This window comes from Streptomyces sp. BRA346 (genome assembly GCF_052851135.1).
Window position 1 is genome coordinate 87,750 of the sequence record NZ_JAIWIH010000005.1, and the last position, 20,949, is coordinate 108,698.

General features: G+C 70.5%; 15 protein-coding genes and 2 pseudogenes. 5 read left to right on the top strand and 12 right to left on the bottom strand.

Features of this window, described 5'->3' with window-relative positions:
* Nucleotides 1–5: 5 nt before the first annotated feature.
* The 4 genes from LCH29_RS07260 to LCH29_RS07275 all read right to left on the bottom strand — a co-directional run bounded on the left by LCH29_RS07260 (nucleotide 6) and on the right by LCH29_RS07275 (nucleotide 7,599).
* Nucleotides 6–980: an HpcH/HpaI aldolase/citrate lyase family protein gene (locus LCH29_RS07260; protein WP_446460864.1), complete on the bottom strand. Its 975-nt coding sequence runs from the start codon at nucleotides 978–980 to the stop codon at nucleotides 6–8.
* The gene (locus LCH29_RS07265) at nucleotides 977–2,995 is read right to left on the bottom strand and encodes a protein meaA (RefSeq protein ID WP_446460865.1); all 2,019 of its coding nucleotides are present in this window, start codon (nucleotides 2,993–2,995) and stop codon (nucleotides 977–979) included. Before LCH29_RS07265 ends, LCH29_RS07260 begins: the two co-directional genes overlap by 4 nt.
* Nucleotides 2,995–4,332 (bottom strand): crotonyl-CoA carboxylase/reductase, encoded by a 1,338-nt coding sequence (gene ccrA / locus LCH29_RS07270; RefSeq protein WP_123107391.1) that lies wholly within the window; start codon nucleotides 4,330–4,332, stop codon nucleotides 2,995–2,997. The genes LCH29_RS07265 and ccrA overlap by 1 nt, the downstream gene beginning before the upstream one ends.
* Before the next feature lie 390 nt (nucleotides 4,333–4,722).
* Nucleotides 4,723–7,599, bottom strand: coding sequence for a glycosyl hydrolase family 95 catalytic domain-containing protein (locus tag LCH29_RS07275; RefSeq protein ID WP_446460866.1), 2,877 nt, complete (start codon nucleotides 7,597–7,599; stop codon nucleotides 4,723–4,725).
* Between the two features lie 161 nt (nucleotides 7,600–7,760).
* Here LCH29_RS07275 and LCH29_RS07280 point away from each other — a divergent pair, with 161 nt between their 5' ends.
* On the top strand, nucleotides 7,761–9,620 hold the full coding sequence (locus LCH29_RS07280; protein WP_446460867.1) for a glycoside hydrolase family 97 catalytic domain-containing protein: 1,860 nt from the start codon (nucleotides 7,761–7,763) through the stop codon (nucleotides 9,618–9,620).
* Nucleotides 9,621–10,021: 401 nt separating this feature from the next.
* Here the strand turns inward: LCH29_RS07280 and LCH29_RS07285 are convergent, their stop codons facing one another.
* Together LCH29_RS07285 and LCH29_RS07290 are read right to left on the bottom strand one after the other, a co-directional pair.
* Nucleotides 10,022–10,828, bottom strand: coding sequence for a TetR family transcriptional regulator (locus LCH29_RS07285; RefSeq protein ID WP_446460868.1), 807 nt, complete (start codon nucleotides 10,826–10,828; stop codon nucleotides 10,022–10,024).
* A gap of 85 nt (nucleotides 10,829–10,913) precedes the next feature.
* On the bottom strand, nucleotides 10,914–12,749 hold the full coding sequence (locus tag LCH29_RS07290) for a 3-hydroxyacyl-CoA dehydrogenase family protein (RefSeq protein WP_446460869.1): 1,836 nt from the start codon (nucleotides 12,747–12,749) through the stop codon (nucleotides 10,914–10,916).
* A 431-nt stretch (nucleotides 12,750–13,180) separates the two neighbouring features.
* On the opposite strand from LCH29_RS07290, the gene LCH29_RS07295 reads away from it, so the two are divergent.
* On the top strand, nucleotides 13,181–13,858 hold the full coding sequence (locus LCH29_RS07295) for a HEAT repeat domain-containing protein (protein WP_446460870.1): 678 nt from the start codon (nucleotides 13,181–13,183) through the stop codon (nucleotides 13,856–13,858).
* A 25-nt stretch (nucleotides 13,859–13,883) separates the two neighbouring features.
* Here LCH29_RS07295 and LCH29_RS07300 read toward each other — a convergent pair whose 3' ends face one another.
* Both LCH29_RS07300 and LCH29_RS07305 read right to left on the bottom strand, forming a co-directional pair.
* Nucleotides 13,884–14,390, bottom strand: a complete 507-nt coding sequence (locus LCH29_RS07300) for an N-acetyltransferase family protein (RefSeq protein WP_446460871.1) — start codon at nucleotides 14,388–14,390, stop codon at nucleotides 13,884–13,886.
* Between the two features lie 68 nt (nucleotides 14,391–14,458).
* Nucleotides 14,459–15,295, bottom strand: a pseudogene (locus LCH29_RS07305) (radical SAM protein); the annotation flags it as partial.
* 363 nt (nucleotides 15,296–15,658) lie between these two features.
* Here LCH29_RS07305 and LCH29_RS07310 point away from each other — a divergent pair.
* Nucleotides 15,659–16,497, top strand: a protein-coding gene (locus tag LCH29_RS07310) for an IS5 family transposase (RefSeq protein ID WP_446461276.1) whose coding sequence is annotated in 2 segments (ribosomal slippage) — nucleotides 15,659–16,037 and nucleotides 16,037–16,497 — 840 coding nt in all. Because the reading frame shifts where the segments join, the coding sequence is not laid out codon by codon here.
* Nucleotides 16,498–16,578: 81 nt separating this feature from the next.
* On the opposite strand, the gene LCH29_RS07315 is transcribed toward LCH29_RS07310, so the two are convergent.
* From LCH29_RS07315 to LCH29_RS07325, 3 genes are all read right to left on the bottom strand, one after another.
* Nucleotides 16,579–16,968, bottom strand: a complete 390-nt coding sequence (locus tag LCH29_RS07315) for a hypothetical protein (RefSeq protein WP_446460872.1) — start codon at nucleotides 16,966–16,968, stop codon at nucleotides 16,579–16,581.
* A complete protein-coding gene (locus tag LCH29_RS07320) occupies nucleotides 16,965–17,216 on the bottom strand; it encodes a hypothetical protein (RefSeq protein WP_446460873.1) in 252 nt (83 codons plus the stop codon). Before LCH29_RS07320 ends, LCH29_RS07315 begins: the two co-directional genes overlap by 4 nt.
* 452 nt (nucleotides 17,217–17,668) lie before the next feature.
* Entirely contained in the window at nucleotides 17,669–17,890 is a 222-nt protein-coding gene (locus tag LCH29_RS07325) for a hypothetical protein (RefSeq protein ID WP_446460874.1), read from the bottom strand.
* Between the two features lie 573 nt (nucleotides 17,891–18,463).
* Between LCH29_RS07325 and LCH29_RS07330 the strand changes: the two genes are divergently transcribed.
* Nucleotides 18,464–19,168: a PE-PGRS family protein gene (locus LCH29_RS07330; protein WP_446460875.1), complete on the top strand. Its 705-nt coding sequence runs from the start codon at nucleotides 18,464–18,466 to the stop codon at nucleotides 19,166–19,168.
* Between the two features lie 833 nt (nucleotides 19,169–20,001).
* Here the strand turns inward: LCH29_RS07330 and LCH29_RS07335 are convergent.
* Nucleotides 20,002–20,223, bottom strand: a pseudogene (locus LCH29_RS07335) (Rv2578c family radical SAM protein); the annotation flags it as partial.
* A gap of 165 nt (nucleotides 20,224–20,388) precedes the next feature.
* On the opposite strand from LCH29_RS07335, the gene LCH29_RS07340 reads away from it, so the two are divergent.
* Complete coding sequence (locus tag LCH29_RS07340) at nucleotides 20,389–20,844, top strand: SRPBCC family protein (RefSeq protein ID WP_123099541.1); 456 nt, start codon at nucleotides 20,389–20,391, stop codon at nucleotides 20,842–20,844.
* Nucleotides 20,845–20,949 lie beyond the last annotated feature (105 nt).

Consider the following 20,949-nt stretch of genomic DNA (forward strand, 5'->3'; position numbering starts at 1 on the left):
CGTGCTCATGCCTCCGGGGGCTCGAAGGTGGACGTGCGGGCCATCCCGGCCGCACGGCCCTTGCCCGCGATGACCAGCGCCATCTTGCGGCTGGCCTCGTCGATCATCTCGTCGCCCAGCATCGCCGAGCCCTTCATGCCGCCCGCCTCGGACGTGCAGTACTCGTACGCGTCCAGGATCAGCTCGGCGTGGTCGTAGTCCTCCTGCGACGGCGAGAAGACCTCGTTCGCCGCCTCCACCTGGCCCGGGTGCAGCACCCACTTGCCGTCGAAGCCGAGCGCCGCCGCGCGCCCGGCCACCTCGCGGTAGCCGTCCAGGTTCTTGATCTGGAGGTACGGGCCGTCGATGGCCTGGAGGTCATGGGTGCGGGCGGCCATCAGGATGCGCATCAGGATGTAGTGGTACGCGTCCGCCGGGTAGCCGGGCGGCTGCTCGCCCACGACCAGCGACTTCATGTTGATGGACGCCATGAAGTCGGCCGGGCCGAAGATGATGGTCTCCAGCCGGGGCGAGGCACCGGCGATGTCGTCGACGTTGACCAGGCCCTTGGCGTTCTCGATCTGCGCCTCGATGCCGATCCGCCCGACCTCGAAGCCCATCGTCTTCTCGATCTGGGTGAGCAGCAGGTCCAGCGCCTGCACCTGCTGGGCGTCCTGCACCTTGGGCAGCATGATGCAGTCCAGGTTGGGGCCCGCGCCCTCGACGACCGTGATGACGTCCCGGTACGTCCAGTGGGTGGTCCAGTCGTTGACCCGCACCGTCCGGGTCTTGCCGGTCCAGTCGCCCTCGTTCAGCGCCTTGACGATGGAGTGCCGGGCGTCCTCCTTGGCCAGCGGCGCGCACGCGTCCTCCAGGTCCAGGAACACCTGGTCGGCCGGGAGGCCCTGGGCCTTCTCCAGGAAGCGCGGATTGGAACCGGGCACGGCCAGGCAGGAGCGGCGCGGCCGCAGCACGCGGTCTGCGGGGGCGGGCGTGGTCATGCGGGAACCTCCAGTGCGGGAAGCGTGTTCGCGGAACGGATCTCGTCGACGATACGGCCGATGATCTCCGTGATACCGAAGTCCTTGGGGGTGAAGACGGCGGCGACACCCGCGGCGCGCAGTGCGGCGGCGTCCGCGGCCGGGATGATGCCGCCCACGATGACGGGAATGTCCTGCGCCCCGGCCAGCCGCAGCCGCTCCAGGACGTCGGGCACCAGCTCGGCGTGCGAGCCGGAGAGGATCGACAGGCCGACGCAGTGCACGTCCTCGTCGACGGCGGCCATGACGATCTGCTCAGGAGTGAGCCGGATCCCCTGGTAGATCACCTCGAACCCGGCGTCCCGGGCCCGTACGGCGATCTGCTCGGCGCCGTTGCTGTGTCCGTCCAGGCCGGGCTTGCCGACCAGCAGCCGCAGCCGCCCGCCGCCCAGCTCGGCCGCGGTCTTCTCGACCTTCTCCCGTACGGCGGCGAGCTGGCTCCCCGCCTCCGCGGTGACGGCCAGCGGCGCCCCGCCGACCCCGGTGGGGGCCCGGAACTCGCCGAACACATCGCGCAGCGCCCAGGCCCACTCGCCCGTGGTGACCCCGGCGCGGGCGCACTCCACCGTCGCGGTCATCAGGTTGTCGGTGCCCGCGGCGGCCTTGCGGAGCGCCGAGAGGGCGCTCTCGGCGCGGTGCGCGTCGCGCTGCTCGCGCCAGGCGTGCAGGGCGGAGACCACCCGGGCCTCGTTCGCCGGGTCCACCGTCATGATCGCGGTGTCCAGGTCGGCGGTGAGCGGATTGGGTTCGGTGGACTCGTAGCAGTTGACGCCGACGATCTTCTCCTCGCCCGCCTCGATCCGGGCCCGCCGCGCGGCGTGCGAGGCGACCAGCTGCGCCTTGAGGTAGCCGGACTCGACGGCGGCCATGGCCCCGCCCATCTCCTGGATGCGCTCGATCTCGGCCTCGGCCTCCCCGGTCAGCTCGCTGACCTCGGCCTCGATGACGCGGCTGCCCGCGAAGATGTCGTCGTACTCCAGCAGATCGCTCTCCTGCGCCAGCACCTGCTGGATGCGCAGCGACCACTGCTGGTCCCAGGGCCGGGGGAGCCCCAGCGCCTCGTTCCAGGCGGGGAGCTGGACGGCGCGGGCGCGGGCGTCCTTGGAGAGGGTGACGGCGAGCATCTCCAGCACGATGCGCTGGACGTTGTTCTCCGGCTGGGCCTCGGTCAGCCCGAGCGAGTTGACCTGGACGCCGTAGCGGAAGCGGCGGTGCTTGGGGTTCTCGATGCCGTACCGCTCCCGGGTGATGCGGTCCCAGATGCGGCCGAAGGCGCGCATCTTGCACATCTCCTCGATGAACCGGACGCCCGCGTTCACGAAGAAGGAGATCCGGGCCACCACATCGCCCTTGCGCTCCTCGGGCACCTGCCCGGAGTCGAAGACCGCGTCGAGGACGGCGATCGCCGTCGACATGGCGTACGCGATCTCCTGCACCGGGGTGGCCCCGGCCTCCTGGAGGTGGTAGCTACAGATGTTGATCGGGTTCCACCTGGGGATGTGGTGGACCGTGTACGCGATCATGTCGGTGGTCAGCCGCAGGCTGGGCCCCGGCGGGAAGACGTGCGTCCCGCGCGACAGGTACTCCTTGACGATGTCGTTCTGCGTCGTCCCCTGGAGCGCCGCCGGATCGGCGCCGTGCTCCTCCGCGACCACCTGGTACAGCGCCAGCAGCCACATGGCGGTGGCGTTGATGGTCATGGAGGTGTTCATCTGCTCCAGCGGGATGTCCTGGAACAGCCGCCGCATGTCGCCCAGATGGGAGACCGGGACCCCGACCCGGCCCACCTCGCCGCGGGCGAGGATGTGGTCCGGGTCGTAGCCGGTCTGGGTGGGCAGGTCGAAGGCGACCGAGAGACCGGTCTGGCCCTTGGCCAGGTTGCGCCGGTACAGCTCGTTGGACGCCTCGGCGGTGGAGTGCCCGGCGTACGTCCGCATGAGCCACGGGCGGTCCTTGGGGCGGGGTTCGCCACTCATCAGATGTCCCGGAAGCGATTGATGGCGTCGATGTGCTGGTCGCGCATCTCCTGGTCGCGCACGCCCATGCCCTCCTCGGGCGCCAGGCACAGCACGCCGACCTTGCCCTGGTGGAGGTTGCGGTGCACGTCGTACGCGGCCTGGCCGGTCTCGTCCAGGTGGTACGTCTTGGACAGCGTCGGGTGGATCTTGCCCTTGGCGATGAGGCGGTTGGCCTCCCACGCCTCGCGGTAGTTGGCGAAGTGCGAGCCGACGATCCGCTTCAGTGACATCCACAGGTAGCGGTTGTCGTACTCGTGGGTGTAGCCGGACGTCGAGGCGCAGGTGACGATCGTGCCGCCCTTGCGGGTGACGTACACGCTCGCGCCGAAGGTCTCCCGGCCCGGGTGCTCGAAGACGATGTCCGGGTCCTCGCCGCCGGTCAGTTCGCGGATCTTCTTGCCGAACCGCTTCCACTCGCGCGGGTCCTGGGTGCGCTCGTCCTTCCAGAAGCGGTAGTCCTCGGCGGTGCGGTCGATGATCGCCTTCGCCCCCATCTTCCGGCAGATCTCGGCCTTCTGCGGGGAGGAGACGACGCAGATCGGGTTCGCCCCGCCGGCCAGCGCGAACTGGGTGGCGTAACTGCCGAGTCCACCGCTCGCGCCCCAGATCAGGACGTTGTCGCCCTGCTTCATCCCGGCGCCGTTGCCGGAGACGAGCTGCCGGTACGCGGTCGAGTTGACCAGGCCCGGCGCGGCCGCCTCCTCCCAGCTGAGGTGGGCGGGCTTGGGCATGAGCTGGTTGGTCTTGACGAGGGCGATCTCGGCGAGCCCGCCGAAGTTGGTCTCGAAGCCCCAGATGCGCTGCTCGGGGTCGAGCATGGTGTCGTTGTGGCCGTCGGCGCTCTCCAGCTCGACCGACAGGCAGTGCGCGACGACCTCGGCGCCCGGCTGCCAGGCGTTCACGCCGGGGCCGGTGCGCAGCACGACGCCCGCGAGGTCGGAGCCGATGATGTGGTACGGCAGGTCATGGCGCTTGGCGAGCGGGGACAGCTTGCCGTACCGCTCCAGGAAGCCGAAGGTGGGCAGCGGCTCGAAGATCGAGGTCCACACGGAGTTGTAGTTGACCGAGCTGGCCATGACGGCCACCAGGGCCTCGCCGGGGCCGAGTTCGGGCACCGGGACCTCGTCCACGTGCAGCGACTTACGGGGGTCCTTCTCCTTGGTGGTGAGGCCGGCGAACATCTCGGCCTCGTCCTTGCGCACGGTCACCGCGCGGTACGACTCGGGGACGCGCAGGGCGGCGAAGTCCTGGGGGCTGGTGTCCGACGCCAGGATCGCGTCAAGTATCTCGTTCATCGGTGCCTCCGGCGAAGCGTCCACGAGGGGACGCCTGAGGGAACGCTGGGCTCGTGACGGGGGTGAAAGCTGCTGGCTGGCTGCTGCTGTGCCGTCGGTTCGGCGGAGGTTCTTCGGCCGTGGGGCGCGGGTGAGCGCCGTGGGCCCGCCTGGTGACGCAGGCGGTGTCCGGGCGCGCAAGGCGGCTTGCGGGGACAGCCGACGCGCGAGGTGTGCAGCGCGCCGGCCGCCCGGACACCTTCACCGTATGGCACGGTGTGCCACCTCGCAAGACACTGAGTGCCAACAATTTCTCTCAGTTGTCATCTCGGCTGCACGCATGAGCAAGAAACGGCCGCCCTGGGAGGGGCGGCCGTTGCGGGTGGTGTTCGGTTGTGTGGTTTTGGTGATTTAGCTCTTCTTCTCCAGGGTCAGTGCGAAGACGTGGGCGCGTGCGGTGCCCGAGGCGGGTGCGGTCAGGGTGATCGAGGACAGCTCCTTGGCCGGGTCCAGGGCCACCGTCTGGTGGAAGATCGCCGCCTTGGTGCCCACCGGTCCGCCGCGGGCGTGGATCTGGCTGGTCCGCACCGCCTCGGTCTCCCCGTACGCCGGACCCGACAGCCACGCCGTCAGCCGGATGTCCGCCTTCGCGGTCGAGCCGTCCGCGTACGTGGCCACCGCCGGGATCGTCACGTTCCCGGTGTCGCCCGCGCCCAGCACATGGAGCTTCGCGTAGCCGCCCGCCGGAACGTCGATCTCCTGGCCCGCCGCGATCACGTTGTTGTGGGAGCCCTCGCTGCCGTTGGTGAACGCGAACGTGATCCCGTCGTCCTCGGTCTGCCCGGTCTGCGGGAGCTGCGCCATCGGGTACGTGCGCCCCGTACCGTCGAAGTCCCCGTCGCCGTAGTACATCTCGGTGGTGATGGCGTCGTTGTCGAAGACCCCCACCAGGTCCACCTGGATGCCCTGGCCCGTCTGCGGCAGCTCCGGCAGCCCCCACCGGTCGGCGGGCTCGGTCACCTTCACCGGGGCGATCCGGAAGTCCGGGCGCGGCCCCGCGGCCGGGTACACCACCGCCTCCTCGTCCCGGCCCAGGTCGATCTCGATCACGCCGTCTCCGAGGTCGCGCCACTTCGGGGCCGGGCCGCGCACCCCGGCGACCCTGATCCGCCCGGTCAGCGAGTGCCGCACCCGGCACGGCTCCCCGGCCAGGCTCCGCACCCGCACCCAACACGTCCTGCCGCCCGTGCGCACTCCGCTGACCAGGAACGCGCCCTCGGTGCGGAAGTCGTGCAGCGCCACGTCCTTCCACTCACCCGGCACCCCGGGGAAGAAGCGGATGATCCCGCCCCAGCTCTGGCAGAGCATGTCGTGCATGGCCTGCGCGCCCGACAGCGGGGTCTCGATCACCGGACCCGCCTCGTAGTAGTGCGTATTGGGCTGGATGAAGCGCGCCACCAGCTCGCGCAGATACGTCAGCGCGTCGTCGCCCCGCCCCATCTGGGTCGAGATCGAGGCCGCGCCGGAGAAGCTGTAGCCGCGCAGGGCGCCCTCGAAGCCGATCCAGTGCTCCAGCGAGCGGGTGATCAGGTCGCGGTTCTCCTTCTGGTCCCAGTTGACCAGGTAGAGCGGGTAGACGGAGAGCATGTGCGAGTAGTGGCGGTGCGACTTGGCGAACGGGACGCCGGTGCCGACCATGAAGCCGTTCTCGTCCACCGGGTACGGGACGAGCTTGTCCAGCACCTCTCGCCACTTGGGCGCCAGCGGATCGTCTTGGCCCAGCAGTTCGGCCGATTCCAGCAGCGTCCGGCACGACCAGCGCAGCAGCGCCAGGTCGTAGTTGCAGTCCGGGGCCGGGCCGTACTCGGGCGAGAAGGTCTTGGGCAGGTGCAGCTTGCCGTCCGGGCCCTCGGTGAGGAAGTGCAGGTAGTAGTTGGTGGAGCGGCGCAGCAGCGGATAGAGCACGTCCTCCAGCAGGCCCCGGTCCATCGAATGCCGGTAGTGGAGCCACACGTTGTGCAGCGCCCAGGGGAGGTTGCCGACCTCCGCCTGGTCGCCGACGCCCGGGACCGGCACCGTGCCGTTGTCCTCGCACTGTGCGTCGGTGGAGCGGCGCAGCGCGGCCGAGTCGGCACGGTACTCCGGTTTGAGGGCGCTGATCAGGACGTCGGTGTTCTCGGCGAGGGTGCGCGGAATCGCGTCCAGCTCCAGGTGGTTGGAGCCCAGCACCGGCCAGTACTCCAGCTGGACGTTGAGGTTCCACCACACCCCCGGCCAGGGGGTCGGCTCCACCCAGGGGCCGGTGGTGGCCATCACGGGGGCGTGCTCCCGGGCCGCGCACGCGAGCTTGTAGAGCTGGATCCAGTAGAAGCTCTGGAGCATCGCGTCCGGGACCGACAGGAAGCTCTTGCGGTAGAACCGGTGCCACCAGTCGCGGTGCGGGCGCAGCAGGCTGGAGACCGGCAGCGCGGACGCCTTGCGGACCGTCGTGACGGCCCGGCCCTCGGCGTCCAGGCCCGGGTACGAGTGCGCCACGCACAGGTAGTACGTACGCTCCCGGCCCTTTCCGCGCTCCTTGTACGCGGTCACCGTCTGCCCGCCCGCCACCATGGACTGCACGGTGATGCCGAGCCCGCCCTCGGTGCGGCTGACCGGCTTCGGGTTGGGCTCGAATCCCTTCGGCGGGTCCTCGCGGACGATGCGCGGGCTGACGGCGGGGGAGGGGCGGAACTCCCAGCGGAACCCCTCCTCGCCCGCGCTCGCCTCGACGGTCGCCAGCAGCATCGTCCGGTCGTTGTGGACCAGCGCGCGGAGGGTGAGACGGCCCTTGTCGGTGGTGATCGTGCCGCGCACCTCGGCGTCCCACAGGTCGAGCCGCAGATCGACGCCGGTGATCTTCCCGACCGGGCGCAGCAGCAGATTGCCGACCGGTAACCGCGCCACGCCCCAGTCGCTGCCGCCCTGGGTGGGGCGGTGGTCCTGGACCTCCCCGTGGTGGACGGTGAAGCGCAGGGCGTTCTCGCCGGGCTCCTGGTAGACCATCGAGCCGAGCAGGCCGTTGCCCAGGAACGGGCCCTCGTACCACGTGCGCGGCATCCGCTTCCAGACCAGGTCCTGCCCGGAGAGAAAGCGCTGCCATTCCGAGTCCGTCCGCATGCCGCTCAGGACCACGGAAGGCCCGCTTCCGGCCGCCTCCGCTTCCGGTGCGGGGAGGGCCACCCCTGCCGTCGACCCCGCGGCCGCGCCGGCGGCCACCCGGCCCAGGAAACCGCGTCTGCTCACTGCCATCGTCGATCAGCTCCGTCCGAGAAGACGTCGAGATTGGTCCGATGATTTGGCTAGACGGGAGCGTAGGAAGCGACTAATGATGCGTCAAGGCACCGGATAGATCTGATGTATTGCTCTGCCGTCACGCCGTCATATCGCCACATGTCCCGCGGGAGGGAACGATGCGCGTCATTCGGTCCAGGGTCACCAGAGCCGCGGCGGGCATCGCCTGCACGGCGGCCGCCCTCGTACCACTCCACGCCGAAGCCGCAGGTCAGGCGGATGGATCGGAGGGGCGCAGCTGGCGGCTCACCGGGCAGGGCCAGGTCAGCGGGCAGCTCGGTCTCACCCGCGACGGCGGCCTCACCCTCACCGCCCGGCACGGCTCCACCACCGTCCTGCAACCCTCCGCGCTCGGCATCCGCACCGCCGACACCGACTACGGAAAGGGCTTGCGGTTCGCGGGGCGCAGCGACCGCGCCATCCACGAGACGTACACGACCACCACCGGCCGCCGGACCCGGCACACCTCCGATGCCTCCGAGTCGACCTTCACCTTCCGCAAGGACGGACGCACGCTGAAGGTGATCGTCCGCGTCTCGGCCGACGGACTGGCGTACCGCTACGCCCTGCCGGGCAAGGACACCGTCACCGTGCTCGGCGAGGACTCGGAGTTCGCCGTGCCGCCGACCGCCGATTCGTATCTGCTGCCGTACGACAACGGGCGCTCGGACTACGAGTCCGTCCACGACCGCGGGAGCGTCGCCGACGCCGAGGCGGGCGACTACGGCTACCCGTCGCTGTTCCACATCGGCAAGAGCTGGATGCTGGTCGAGGAAGCCGACCTCAACAGCTCCTACGGCGGCTCCCGGCTCACCCTCGACGCCGCCACCGACCGCTTCCGCCTCACCCTCCCCGACCCCGCCGAGGTCAGCAGCCCCGGACTCACCACCCCGTGGCGCACCCTGGTCATCGGCGACCTCGCCACCGTCACCGAAAGCGACCTGCCCACCGACCTCGCCGCCCCGTCGAAGGTCGCCGACACCTCATGGATCAAGCCGGGCAAGGCGGCCTGGTCCTGGTGGTCGGACGGCAGCAGCCCGGCCGGCCTCGCCGCCCAGAAGAAGTTCGTCGACTTCGCCGCCCGGGAGGGCTGGGAGTACGTCCTGGTCGACTCCGGCTGGAGCAACGACTGGATGCCCGAACTGACGGCGTACGCGAAGGAGAAGGGCGTCGGCATCTGGGCCTGGGTGCGCTGGCAGACCATCGACCAGCAGAGCGAACGGGACCGGCTGTTCGCGCAGTACACGTCCTGGGGCGTCGTCGGGCTCAAGGTCGACTTCCTGGAGTCCGACGGGCAGGACCGGATGCGGTGGTACGACGCCGTGTTCAAGGACAGCGCCAAGCACCGGCTGATGCTGAACTTCCACGGCGCGACGATTCCGCGCGGGCAGGAGCGGACCTGGCCGCAGATGATGAGCGTCGAGGCGGTCAAGGGCGCCGAGGGCACCCGCCCCAAGCCGGGCCGCGAGCCCTTCCCGGCCGCCCACTACACGACGCTGCCGTTCACCCGGAACCTCATCGGGCCCATGGACTTCACCCCCGTGACCTTCACCGGGGTGCGGCCCAATAGCGACGCCGCCGAGCTGGCGCTGTCCGTGGTGTACGAGTCGGGGGTGCAGCACTTCGCCGACAGCGTCGAGTCGTACGCGGCGCACCCGGAGGCGCTGAAGTTCCTGGACCAGGTGCCCACGGTGTGGGACGACACCCAGCTCGTCGACGGCGACCCGGGCGACCGCGCGGTCCTCGCCCGCCGCTCCGGCGACGACTGGTACCTGGGCGCGATCACCTCGGGCGAGGCCCGCACCCTGGACGAGCCGCTGACGTTCCTGGGCCGCGGGACGTGGCGGGCCGAGCTGTACAAGGACGGCCCGGACGGCAAGATCGTCACCGAAACCCGCGAGGTCACGGCATCGTCCCGCCTCTCGGTGCCCGTCCCGAAGAACGGCGGCTACGCGGCCCGCTTCACCCCGGCGAACTAGGGGCCTTTTGTTCCCCACCCCACCCCGCCCCTCCCCGAACCCAGGGGCTGCGCCCCCGGACCCCCGCTGCGGTGGCTGCGCCCCTGGGCACCGACTTCGGGGCTGCGCCCCCGACCCCCCGTCCCAGGGGCTGCGCCCTTGGGCCCGGCTGAGGGACCGGTCCGGATCCGCGGGCTGCGCGCTTGGCTCCGGCTGAGGGCTCGGCCCGGTCGGCGGATTCGGGGCTGAGCCTCTGAGCTCCGGGCCAGGGCTGCGTCCGGGCTCCGCGCGCCCTCCGGGCGTGGGTTCTCAAGCGCCGGACGGGCTGGAAATCCAGCCCGTCCGGCGCTTGAGGACCGGGGTCCGGGGCGGAGCCCCGGGGTGGGGAGGGGCGGGGTGGGGGACTTGCCGCTCCGCCGGAGCTACCGCTTCAGGGCTCGTTCGATCGTCCGCATGACCTCGCCCAGCGGGGCGTCCGTGCGGGCCACCATCACCATCACGTCCTCCTCCTCGGACGGTGTGGACACGCTCACCGCGGGGCGGCCCGCGCCGATGCCCGTGCCGAAGGTTTCGCGCACGATGGCGAAGGCGTGGTCCAGCTGGGCCTCGACGTCGCCCTCGCCCCGAGCCCGCAGCCAGCGGCGCAGTACGTGGTTGTGGGCCGTGACCACGGCGGAGGCGGCGACCTCGGCCAGCAGGGGGTCGTCGTCGCCGTCGTGGTGGGCGCCCTCGTCGAAGTGGCCCAGGAGGTAGCGGGTGAACAGCCGCTCGTAGCGGGCCACCGAGGCGATCTCGCGCTCGCGCAGGGCGGGGACCTCACGGGTCAGCCGGTAGCGCTCGACGGAGACCGCCGGGGAGGCCGCGTACATGCGCATGACCTCCTTGATGCCCCGGCACACCGTGTCCAGCGGGTTCTCATGGGCCGGTGCCGCGTCCAGCACCGCGGCGGCCCGCACCAGCGTGTCGTCGTGGTCCGGGAAGATCGCCTCTTCCTTGGACCGGAAATGGCGGAAAAAGGTGCGTCGGGCCACGCCCGCTCTGGCCGCGATCTCGTCGACCGTGGTCGCCTCGTACCCCTGTGTCGCGAACAACTCCATGGCGGCTGCCGCGAGTTTGCGGCGCATGGTCAAGCGCTGGGCGGCGGCGCGGCGACTGCCGGCCGTCTCTCCGCCGTCGGAGGAATTCGAGCGGTTACGCTGCGTACGAGTGGCCTTTACGGGCTGGGACATGTGGGGAACGTAACACGCTTGTGAGTGCTGGTGCGGGGGCGGACCGAAGGACGGTTCCAGCAGTCCGCCCCAGCCCAGCGGATGCTCAGGCCTTCGCATACTCGCGGAAGCCGCGCCCCGTCTTGCGGCCCAGGCAGCCCGCCGCGACGAGGTGTTCCAGCAGCGGCGCGGGCGCCAGGCCCGGGTCGCGGAAGGCGCGGTGCAGGACCTTCTCGATGGCCAGCGAGACGTCCAGCCCGACCACGTCCAGCAGCTCGAAGGGGCCCATCGGATAGCCGCCGCCGAGCTTCATCGCGGCGTCGATGTCATCGGGCGACGCGTAGTGCTCCTGGACCATCTTCACCGCGTTGTTCAGATACGGGAACAGCAGGGCGTTGACGATGAACCCGGCCCGGTCGCCGCAGTCCACGGGGTGCTTGCCGACCTCCCGGCACACGGTGTGCACGGTGGCCCGCGCCTCGTCCGAGGTCAGCACGGTGCGCACCACCTCGACCAGCTTCATCGCGGGGGCCGGGTTGAAGAAGTGCATGCCGATCACGTCCTGCGGGCGCGACGTGGCGCGGGCGCACGCGATGACCGGCAGCGAGGAGGTGGTGGTGGCGAGCACCGCGCCCGGCTTGCAGACCTTGTCGAGCACGGTGAACAGCTCCTGCTTGACGGCCAGGTCCTCGGCCACCGCCTCCACCACGAGGTCCGCGTCCGCGAACGCGTCGAGGGAGTCGGCCGGGGTGATCCGGGCCAGCGCCCGCTCCCGCACCTTCTCCGTCATCCGCCCCTTGGTCACCGATCGCGCCAGCGACTTGGCGATACGGGCCTTCGCCGTCTCCGCCTTCTCCTGGGTACGGGCGGCCAGCACCACCTCGTGGCCCGCCTTGGCGAAGACCTCGGCGATACCGCTGGCCATCGTGCCCGAGCCCGCGACGCCGACCGTGCGCACCGGACGGCCCAGGTCCGGGGACGGCGCCTGCGGGGCCGCGCCGTCCGGGACGGCGGTGCCGCTGCCGGGTGCCTCGTACGTATAGAAGCCGCGGCCCGCCTTGCGGCCGGTGAGCCCGGCCTCGGCCAGCTGGCCCAGGATCGGCGCGGGCGCGTGCAGCCGGTCGCCGGAGGCCGCGTACATGGCCTCCAGGACGGTACGGGCCGTATCGATCCCGATCAGGTCCAGCAGCGCCAGCGGGCCCATCGGCAGCCCGCAGCCGAGCTTCATCGCGGCGTCGATGTCCTCGCGGGCCGCGTACCGCGACTCGTACATCGCCGCGGCCTGGTTGAGGTAGCCGAACAGCAGCCCGTCGGCGATGAATCCGGGCCGGTCGCCGAGCGCGACCGGCTCCTTGCCGAGATCGCGGGCGAGCGCGGTGACCGCGTCGACGGCGGCGGGCGCCGTCAGCACGCTGGAGACGATCTCCACCAGCTTCATGGCGGGCGCCGGATTGAAGAAGTGCAGCCCCAGGACGCGTTCGGGGTGGGCGGATTCGGCCGCCAGCCGGGTCACCGACAGGGCGTTGGTGCCGGTCGCCAGGATGGTGTCGGGCCGGACGACGGCGTCGAGGGCGGCGAAGACGTCGCGCTTGATGCCGTAGTCCTCGGGCACCACCTCGACCACCAGGTCCGCGTCCGCCGCGGCCGAGACCTCCGTCGAGATGCGGAAGCGGTCGAGCGCGGCCGTCCGCTCGCGCTCGGTCATCCGCCCGCGGCCCACCGCCCGGGCGGTGGCCACCTCCAGTGCGGTGACCGCCCGGCGGCAGGCGCTCTCGCTGATGTCGATGCCGATCACCCGACGCCCCGCACGGGCCAGGATTTCGGCGATGCCGGTGCCCATCGTGCCGAGCCCGACGACCGCAACAGTAGTGAGCGGGGCCCGGGAGGGGGAGAGATCAGAGGAGGACGTGGTGCTGACGCCGGTCTGTGGGAGACGGTCCATCGCGGACTCCAGAGGGTGTTCCCCGGAAGACGGGGATGAAGTGACGACTGGGACGATCGAGGGGAGCCTTCGGTGAAGAGCGGAGGAACGGCACCGCGATGCGGGCAATCCGGACGGGCGTCCGGCGCCTGCCGCGGGATCTCCTCCGGCTGTGACGAAAACTCCGACGGAAGGGCTTGCACGCTCCCTGGCGGACAGCGCCGCACGGAGGAAACTGCCCGTGGGAGACACACGGCGGGCCCTGTCCCGGGGCCATGCCGCAACTCTGCTGAAACTGCCGAACCGACGTCACACAAGGCGGCTGCGTCACCAGGCCGCCCGAGCAGGGGTGCTGCTCGTGTCGCCATATTAACTCGCGGGTAACCAAGACGCCAGAGCCGACTGTGAGTCCTGCGCGATGGCGCGGATCACCGGGGAGGGGAGACCTCGACATGGACGACGAATTCCGGACGCTGACGGAGCGGGTACGGGCCTCGCTCACATCACAACAGGAGACCGCGGCACACGCCTCGCTGCTCGCGCTCGTACGCCAGGGCACCCCCGCCGCGCGCGAACAGCTCGCCCGCATCCTCGTCGCGCCGGAGCAGCCGCTGTGGGCCCGCGAAACCGCCGCCTTCGTGCTGGGCAGCGCGGGCGACCGGCGGGCCTTCGAAACGCTCGTCCTGCTCCTCAACTACCGCGAGCCCGCGCGCTGCGCGACCGCCGCCCGGGTGCTGGCCCGGCTCGGCGACCCGCGCACCGCCCGCGCCGCCGCCGCCCTCGCCACCAACCCGCTGCGCACCGCGTACTCCCTGCACCCCATCCGGCTCCTCGTCGAACTCCGCGCCCCCGAATCCGTACCGGCCCTGGTCGCCGCCCTGGAACGGCAGTTGGCCGCCCGCGACCGGCACTGGGCCATCGCGCGCGCCTGCGTCGAGGGGCTGGGCGCGATCGGCGACGAACGCGCCATCCCCGCCCTGAAGGCGGCGGGCGAGCACATACGGCTCAGCGCCGCGGCCGCCGCCGCCCTGGCCCGCATCAGCGTCGGCGGCTCCCTGGACCCGGACACCCCCGCCCCGCCCGCCCCCCGATCCGGCCGGGCGGGCACGGGCCGCGCGGGCGTGCGGTGACGGGTGCGGCGGTTCCGGACGTGCGCTACGCCGCCGGCAGCCGCAGGGCGTAGCGCACTTCCGGCACCGCCGCACCGTCCACCCTGTACGTCTCCGCGCCCCCGTCCGTCACGAAGCCGGCCCGTTCGTAGAAGCGGCGGGCCCGTCCGTTCCCTTCCAGCACCCACAGCCGCAGATGCGGGAAGCCGCGCTCGGCGACCCGGTGGCGCGTCTCGTCGAGGAGGGCGCGGCCGATGCCCGTGCCCAGGAGCGAAGGGTGTACGTAGAGGGCGTACAGCTCGGCGTCCCCGGCCGGCAGATCGCGGTCCCGGTACGGGCCGAAGCACGACCAGCCGACCACCTCGCCGGTGCCGTCCTCCGCCACCAGGTTGACCACGTCGCCGAGTCCGCGGGAGAAGAACTCCCTCCGTCGCTCGGCGTCCTCCTCGACGCTCAGGCCGTCCAGATACGTCTGCGGCATCAGTCCCGTGTACGCCTTCTGCCACCCCCGCACCCGCACCGCCGCCACGGCGTCGATGTCGGACTCGGTCATCTCCCTTACCAGCACCCCGTTCATATGCCTCCACCGTAGGTGGCGTGGCCCGGACACCGGTGGAAGGGTCACAGCAGCGACAGCTGGGCGGGGCCCGGGGAATCGGCGGGACCGGGCGCAGGGTCGGGGACGGCGCGGTGGGCCCCGGGCTCGTACGGGCCGATGCCGTACTCGGCGGCGAGGTCGTGCACCATGCCGGTGATCCGCCGCTGGTACCACTTCGGTGCGTACGAGCCGCCGTCGTAGAGGGCGTCGTAGCGCTTCAGCAGCCGCGGGTGGTGCCCGGTGAGCCAGGCCGTGAACCATTCGCGGGCGCCGGGGCGCAGATGCAGCACGAGCGGGGTCACGGAGGTCGCCCCGGCTTCGGCGATGGCGCGGACGGTCGCGCGCAGCTGCTCGGGGGAGTCGCCGAGGAAGGGGATCACCGGGGCCATCAGCACCCCGCAGGGGACGCCGTGCCCGGACAGGGTCCGTACGGCGTCGAGGCGCCGCTCGGGGGAGGGGGTGCCGGGTTCGACGCTGCGCCACAGCGCGCTGTCGGTGAAGCCGACGGAGACCGAGACGCCGACGTCGGTGACGCGGGCCGCGCGGCGCAGCAGCTCCAGGTCGCGCAGGATCAGGGTGCCCTTGGTGAGGATGGAGAAGGGGTTGGCGCGCTCGACGAGCGCGCCGAGGATGCCGGGCATGAGCTGATAGCGGCCCTCGGCGCGCTGGTAGCAGTCCACGTTGGTGCCCATGGCGATGTGCTCGCCGCGCCAGCGCGGCGCGGCCAGCTCGCGCCGCAGCAGCTCCGGGGCGTTGACCTTGACCACGACCTGGGTGTCGAAGTCGCGCCCGGTGTCGAGGTCGAGATAGCTGTGCGTCTTGCGCGCGAAGCAGTAGACGCAGGTACTGCGTCTCCCGCGGCGTCTTCTCGTGCCTGACGCGGGACGCTTGAGGCAGGGTCGTTTCGAAGTCCTGTTTGCGGGTGATCGTGCAGGTCAGGCGATGCCGCGTAGGTCGAGCGGCCTGTTGAAGGGGTCGTGGCCGCCGAGGTCCGGGCTCTGGGCCTGAGCTGGGGGTGCTTCACGTCGAGCTGCGGCTGACGGCGAGCGGTCCCCGCGTGATCGAGGTCAACGGCCGGCCGCCGGCGACTCGCGGGCCGTACCGTCGCACGACGCAGGGGGTTCCGGGATGGTCGCCGGCTAAGGAATCACCACCGCGCACGCGGCAGGCGTCGGCGAGCTGCCAGGTCCGCCCCCGGTCCGCCTGGATCAGCACCAGTTGCTCTGAGCCTCGCTCTCGCCCGGGAGCACGATGGATCATCCTGGCGTACCAGCCCGGTGACTCTCAGCCGCATCCTTAATCCTGCAGGTCACAGCCTACGGATGAGGTTTTCGGCACCCACAACGGCCCCGGTTGATGAGCGAGCGGTGTTCACGGCCGTCGTGTACGTGCTGACCAGCGGCTGCGCCTGGCGGCATCTACCGGAGTCGTTCGGTGTCTCGCCGGCGACCGCACATCGCCGGTTCGCCGCATGGACCGAGGCTGGGCTGTGGCGTCGCCTGCACCGGGCTGTCCTGGACGAGCTCGGAGCTCGCGGTGAGGTGGACTGGGCCTCGGCGATCGTGGATGCGGCCTCGGTTCGTGCGAAAAAAGGGGATCACTGACCGGGCGCAATCCGGTCGACCGGGGCAAGAAGGGCAGCAAACTGCACGTCCTGTCCGACGCGCAAGGCTTACCTCTCGCCCTCGGCGTCTCCGGCGCCAACGTCCACGACAGCCAGGCACTCCTTCCGCTGATCGTGGGCATACCCGCTATCCGCTCCCGCCGTGGACCGCGACGCCGCCGCCCGGGAAGGCTCCGCGCCGACAAGGCCTACCACTCCACCGATCGACTCTCGTGGCTGCGCGGCCGCGGCATAGTCCCACGCATCGCCCGACCCGGCATTGAGTCCAGCGAGCGCCTCAGCCGACACCGCTGGAAGATCGAGCGGTCGATCTCCTGGCTCTTCGGCTACCGTCGCCTGACCGTGCGATACGAGCGAAAAGGGAACCACTTCCTCGCCTTCCTCGGGCTCGCGGCAGCCCTGACCTGCTACAAGAAGCTCGCCAAACTCACCACGTGAGACAAGCTCTAAGTCCGCGCACTTGGGGAAGTGCTGGGATCACATCCACTGGGGAAGTCCGCCTCAACCCGGGTGGATCGCTCAGGGAGAGAGGTCGAGCACCCGGACGTTGGCCCCGTCCCAGGCCTTGGGTTGGACGGTGGCGACGCGTGCCCCATCCAGGCGCTCGGGGCCGGGCATGGCCACATGGTGGGTGTGGCACCAGCCAAGGGACCGCTCGTGGCCCGAGGCGGCCAAGACGGCGGCGAGATCGAGCGGATGAAAAACCACCTGGTCGAGCATGCCGAGGTGGCCGGCGAGTCCGGTGCGTACCCGGTCCGCTTCGGCGAGTGCGGCCAGCGCGACGTGGACGCGCCAGGCCCCGGTCTCGGCGGCCTGGTACAGAAGGCGGGAGGCCAGGACGTTGCCTGAGCCCAGGGCGAGCAGCGCGCTGTCGTCGAGGACTGCATCGACAGGGGCGACAGGGTTCATGCGGCGCTGCTGAGCCGGCGCGTGAGCTCATCGTCCGCTGCGCGGTCCTGCTCGGGATCCGGGGCGTAGCCGGAGAGCGCGTGCAGGACTTCGAGGGTCTTGGCGACCTGCTCGTCCCGTTCGCTCTGTGTAAGGGTGTGGGTGGCGAATTCGCCGACGAGCCCCGCGATCGTGGTGTCCTTCTCGGCGGCCAGGATCGCCAGCCGGTCACGGATGCTGCTCTCGACCTTGATCGTTGTGTGTGTCATGCCTGACAGAATACATCGGGTATACCCACCCGGGAGGCGATTGAGGTAGCTGTTTGCGCCTCCTCGGTCAGGGCGTACAAGACCAGGCACTGCCACTCGCCCATCCAGTCCTCATGCTGATTGCCTAGGCTCTGAGCGCGGGCGAGGTAGTGGCCTTCCCCTCGTAGCGTTGAGGCTGTGACTGCAGGGGAAGTTGAGAGTCATGGCGGAGAAGCGACAGTCGTACGATGCCGAGTTCCGTGAAGGGGCGGTGCCGTGGTCCCTTCTGTTGCCGCGGACGACGGCGGGCAACTGGTCGTACGGCTGCCAGGTGGGCAGCACTCGGTAGCCGTCGCCTTCGCCAACGCGGTCGACGTGGAGGTCGAGGGCGGCGGGAGGTCGATGTCGGCGTTGCGCGCCAGCACCAGCCCGAGGACGAGCTGTCCCTGCGGGCCAGTCTCCTGCAGGGACAGCTAACGCTGGGCGGTGGCCCCGCTCAGGCCAGCGCGGACCACCTTGAGGTCGAGGGTGCGGATGGCCGCGAGGGCGGGAGCGATCTCCAAAGAGACGCGTTCGGATTCGAGCTCCGTCGGCATCTCGTCCTGTCCCAGGAGCCACCTCAACTCCAGAAGCACCGGCCCGAGCAGATCAGGCGGCAGGTCCACCGCCAGGAACAGGTTGTAGTAGTCACTCACTACACGGACCCTATTCCCGCCCGCAGACACCATCGGACGGCCGGCCCTGCGGAGCCCAGCGCTGGCCCGGCTACTGCTGGTCGCTGCGCGCCGGGGGCCGGATAACCTGCACGTTCGAGACGCCGCCCTGATTCACGCAGTCTTGAGCGAGGTCGGAACGTGCCAGTGGTAGTCCAATGGGGGCTCCACCGCGTTCACAGTGGTCTCAACAGGCGTGTAGCGATACAGCGGGGTCGAGACGCCGTCATAGGTACGCCCGAAATTATCCGTAGTGAGGGTCGTGAGCGGTTCCTGGCCAGCCCATTCGATGGCGGCGGGCTGGGCGTCGCATGCCGGCCCGCTCGCAGCCGGACCGCGCCCGTACTGGCCGGGCTGCGGGGCGGTCGGCAACGGGGACGAGTGGCGTCGAGCCGACTGCGGGCGGGGACAAGCCCTGAGCAGCGGCAGGCCCTGGGGGCCGAGCAGCTGCCCGGCGGCCTACATCGGGAGGCCGCGCTGCACCGCCACAGGCTCCCGGCGAGAGTCGCCCCAACACCCACCGATGACGGGGAAAGGAGCGCCAGACTGTCCGCTATGGACACTTCCTCAGCCCACCAGGACCGTGAAGAAGCAGAGCGGCTGAGCACCGCCGTGGGGGTCCTCGCCGACTTCCTGAGCCGACAGCCGCTCACCCAGGCCCTGGCCTCGCTGGAGCACCAATTGGAGGGCGCCGACGGGATGAATGTCATACGGGTCGCCGAGGACGGCCACGTCGTGCCGGAGTTGCTTGCCTCAGCGCTCACGGTCCGCGAGAGCCTGGGCCGGATCAACGACTTGATCCACGCCTGCGGCATCCTCCTCGTACTGCCCCACATTCTCGGGGATGAAGAACGCATCACTGTCCGCCCCTCCCTCGGCGCCGGCAACGACCCGAGCCGCCCGTACGACCTGGAGACAGACCAGCGCATCGCGGAGTTCAAGCTTGCTCGTTGGCGCGGCGCGGACGCCATGCGCAAGCGCCAGACCTTCAAGGACCTCGTGATGCTCGCCGCCGACACCTCCGGCCGCCCGGCAGAGCTGTTCGTGATCGGCCCCGAGCCCCGCCGCTTCCTGACCACCAGCACTTCAACCGCGGCCTGGGCTCTGGACCGCACCCCAGGGGCACTGCGGACCTTCACCACCGTCTTCGGCACACCGAGCATGTCCGTTGCCCAGTTCACCGCGACCCATGCCGCCCACGTTCAGATCACCGATCTGCGGGATCTTCTCCCCGCGTCCGTCGCAGCCCTCCTCCATTGAGATGTCCTCGGCATGAGGCGCCAGCCTTGCGAAGAGCCCCACACTCTCGCCCCCCAAGCCGCGGTGGCGCGTTCCGCCACTAGCGGCGCCAGTGAACAGGTGGCGATGCGGCGTTTACCTGGTCACAGGGGGACCGCATGCGAGGTATCACCAGTCACTTGCGCTAGCCACCCGGGGTCGACAAGACCATGCTGTCCGTCGCGCTCGGGCGGGTGGCCCTGCCCATGCCCGCCCGTCCTCCCGTCGGCGCACCAAGGTCGCCTGCGCAGACCCCCCGAGGTCGCCAGCGCTGTGACGATCACCCGGCTCTACCTAGTGCCGCGTCAGCCAAGGTTCACCCCGCTCGCCGCCCTGGCACGGCCATCTGCGGCGTTGCCGAATCGACCGAGTAGGCCCACTACGAGGCCGACCTCGCTACCGGGCAAACCTTGACTGACGCGGCACTAGGAGACGATGGGTGACGTGGCGTTCGGCTCATTGGGCGGTCCGACGACGGCCGGATCACAGGCTTCATTCGGCCAGCGCATCGCACGCAGAGGTGTCCTGGGCGACTGACGCGTTCCTGAAGTGTGGCTGCTGCTGGTGCGTCGGTTACAGGCGCTTCGCTGTGCGGTCGCGCAGCAGCAGCCATTGGCTCGCGTCGGTGTCGCCTGGGCGCGCAGCCGGTCCATGCAGCAGCACGGCGTAAGCCGTCCTCTCCGCCTTGTTCGCGGCGGCATACTGGCCTGGCGCCTCCGGAGTCGGTAATGACCTCGTCATGCCTGTCCAGGCCTTGTGCGCGTTCGGAGTGCTGAGCATCGGACCTCCCGGGCTCAATAGGGTCATGCAGCGAAGTACAAGCAGGCGTGGGTGCAGCCGCGGTACGGGTTCACGGTCCATTCGAACGGCATCCGGGAGGCCCCGGGCACCCGGTTCACGATCGAACGTGCGCGGATCTCGTGAAAGGTGATGCCGCGGAATTCGGGGGTCTCGAACGTGCGGCGGACCACCGCGTCCGTGGAGAAGAGGGCCGGGGCGGCCGCCTCGCCGTCGCCTGTCAGGTTGTCCCAGCGCATGGCCCGCACCTCCGGAGTCTCGCCCATTCCCTTAATAGAACACATGTTCCCTTCGTTTGCGTCAACCCCGAATTTGGGCGGGTGACCCGCAGGTGGTTGGCTTGCCCGCGCAGGGCAACGGCGCCGCAGCGCACCAACGCAACGCAAGCATCGGAGGACAGAGCAATGGGCCAGGTCGAGGCCACCACGGAGCGCATCGTCACGGGCAAGCCCGAGGACGTGTTCGACGCGCTCGCCGACTACCGCGAGGTCCGCCCCCGGCTGCTCACCGAGCAGTTCAGCGAGTACGAGGTCCGTGAGGGCGGCGACGGCGAGGGCACCCTCGTCCACTGGCGGCTCCAGGCGACCAGCAAGCGGGTGCGCGACTGCCTGCTCGAGGTCTCCGAGCCGAGCGACGGTCAGCTCGTGGAGAAGGACCGCAACTCCTCCATGGTCACCACCTGGACCGTCACCCCGGCCGGGGAGGGCAAGGCGCGGGTCGTCGTGACCTCGGTGTGGAACGGCGCGGGCGGCATCGGCGGCTTCTTCGAGCGCACCTTCGCGCCCAAGGGCCTCGCCCGCATCTACGACGGCGTGCTGGAGAAGCTCGCGGCCGAACTCCCGGCTCAGAGCGCCCAGTAGCCTCCCGGACGCCCGGCCGCCCCCGTCTCGGTCTCGGCGTCGCGGTCACCGGTTCGGGTGGTTTTCTCCGCGGTGCGCTCCCTGGGCGCACATGCTCTCACTTGC

What these genes read in the sequence shown, in the direction of transcription:
- LCH29_RS07320 (WP_446460873.1), bottom strand. Translation starts at nt 17,216, where the DNA reads ATGACACACACAACGATCAAGGTCGAGAGCAGCATCCGTGACCGGCTG.
- ccrA (WP_123107391.1), bottom strand. Translation starts at nt 4,332, where the DNA reads ATGAACGAGATACTTGACGCGATCCTGGCGTCGGACACCAGCCCCCAG.
- LCH29_RS07315 (WP_446460872.1), bottom strand. Translation starts at nt 16,968, where the DNA reads ATGAACCCTGTCGCCCCTGTCGATGCAGTCCTCGACGACAGCGCGCTG.
- LCH29_RS07265 (WP_446460865.1), bottom strand. Translation starts at nt 2,995, where the DNA reads ATGAGTGGCGAACCCCGCCCCAAGGACCGCCCGTGGCTCATGCGGACG.
- LCH29_RS07285 (WP_446460868.1), bottom strand. Translation starts at nt 10,828, where the DNA reads ATGTCCCAGCCCGTAAAGGCCACTCGTACGCAGCGTAACCGCTCGAAT.
- LCH29_RS07290 (WP_446460869.1), bottom strand. Translation starts at nt 12,749, where the DNA reads ATGGACCGTCTCCCACAGACCGGCGTCAGCACCACGTCCTCCTCTGAT.
- LCH29_RS07280 (WP_446460867.1), top strand. Translation starts at nt 7,761, where the DNA reads ATGCGCGTCATTCGGTCCAGGGTCACCAGAGCCGCGGCGGGCATCGCC.
- LCH29_RS07260 (WP_446460864.1), bottom strand. Translation starts at nt 980, where the DNA reads ATGACCACGCCCGCCCCCGCAGACCGCGTGCTGCGGCCGCGCCGCTCC.
- LCH29_RS07340 (WP_123099541.1), top strand. Translation starts at nt 20,389, where the DNA reads ATGGGCCAGGTCGAGGCCACCACGGAGCGCATCGTCACGGGCAAGCCC.
- LCH29_RS07330 (WP_446460875.1), top strand. Translation starts at nt 18,464, where the DNA reads ATGGACACTTCCTCAGCCCACCAGGACCGTGAAGAAGCAGAGCGGCTG.
- LCH29_RS07300 (WP_446460871.1), bottom strand. Translation starts at nt 14,390, where the DNA reads ATGACCGAGTCCGACATCGACGCCGTGGCGGCGGTGCGGGTGCGGGGG.
- LCH29_RS07295 (WP_446460870.1), top strand. Translation starts at nt 13,181, where the DNA reads ATGGACGACGAATTCCGGACGCTGACGGAGCGGGTACGGGCCTCGCTC.
- LCH29_RS07275 (WP_446460866.1), bottom strand. Translation starts at nt 7,599, where the DNA reads ATGGCAGTGAGCAGACGCGGTTTCCTGGGCCGGGTGGCCGCCGGCGCG.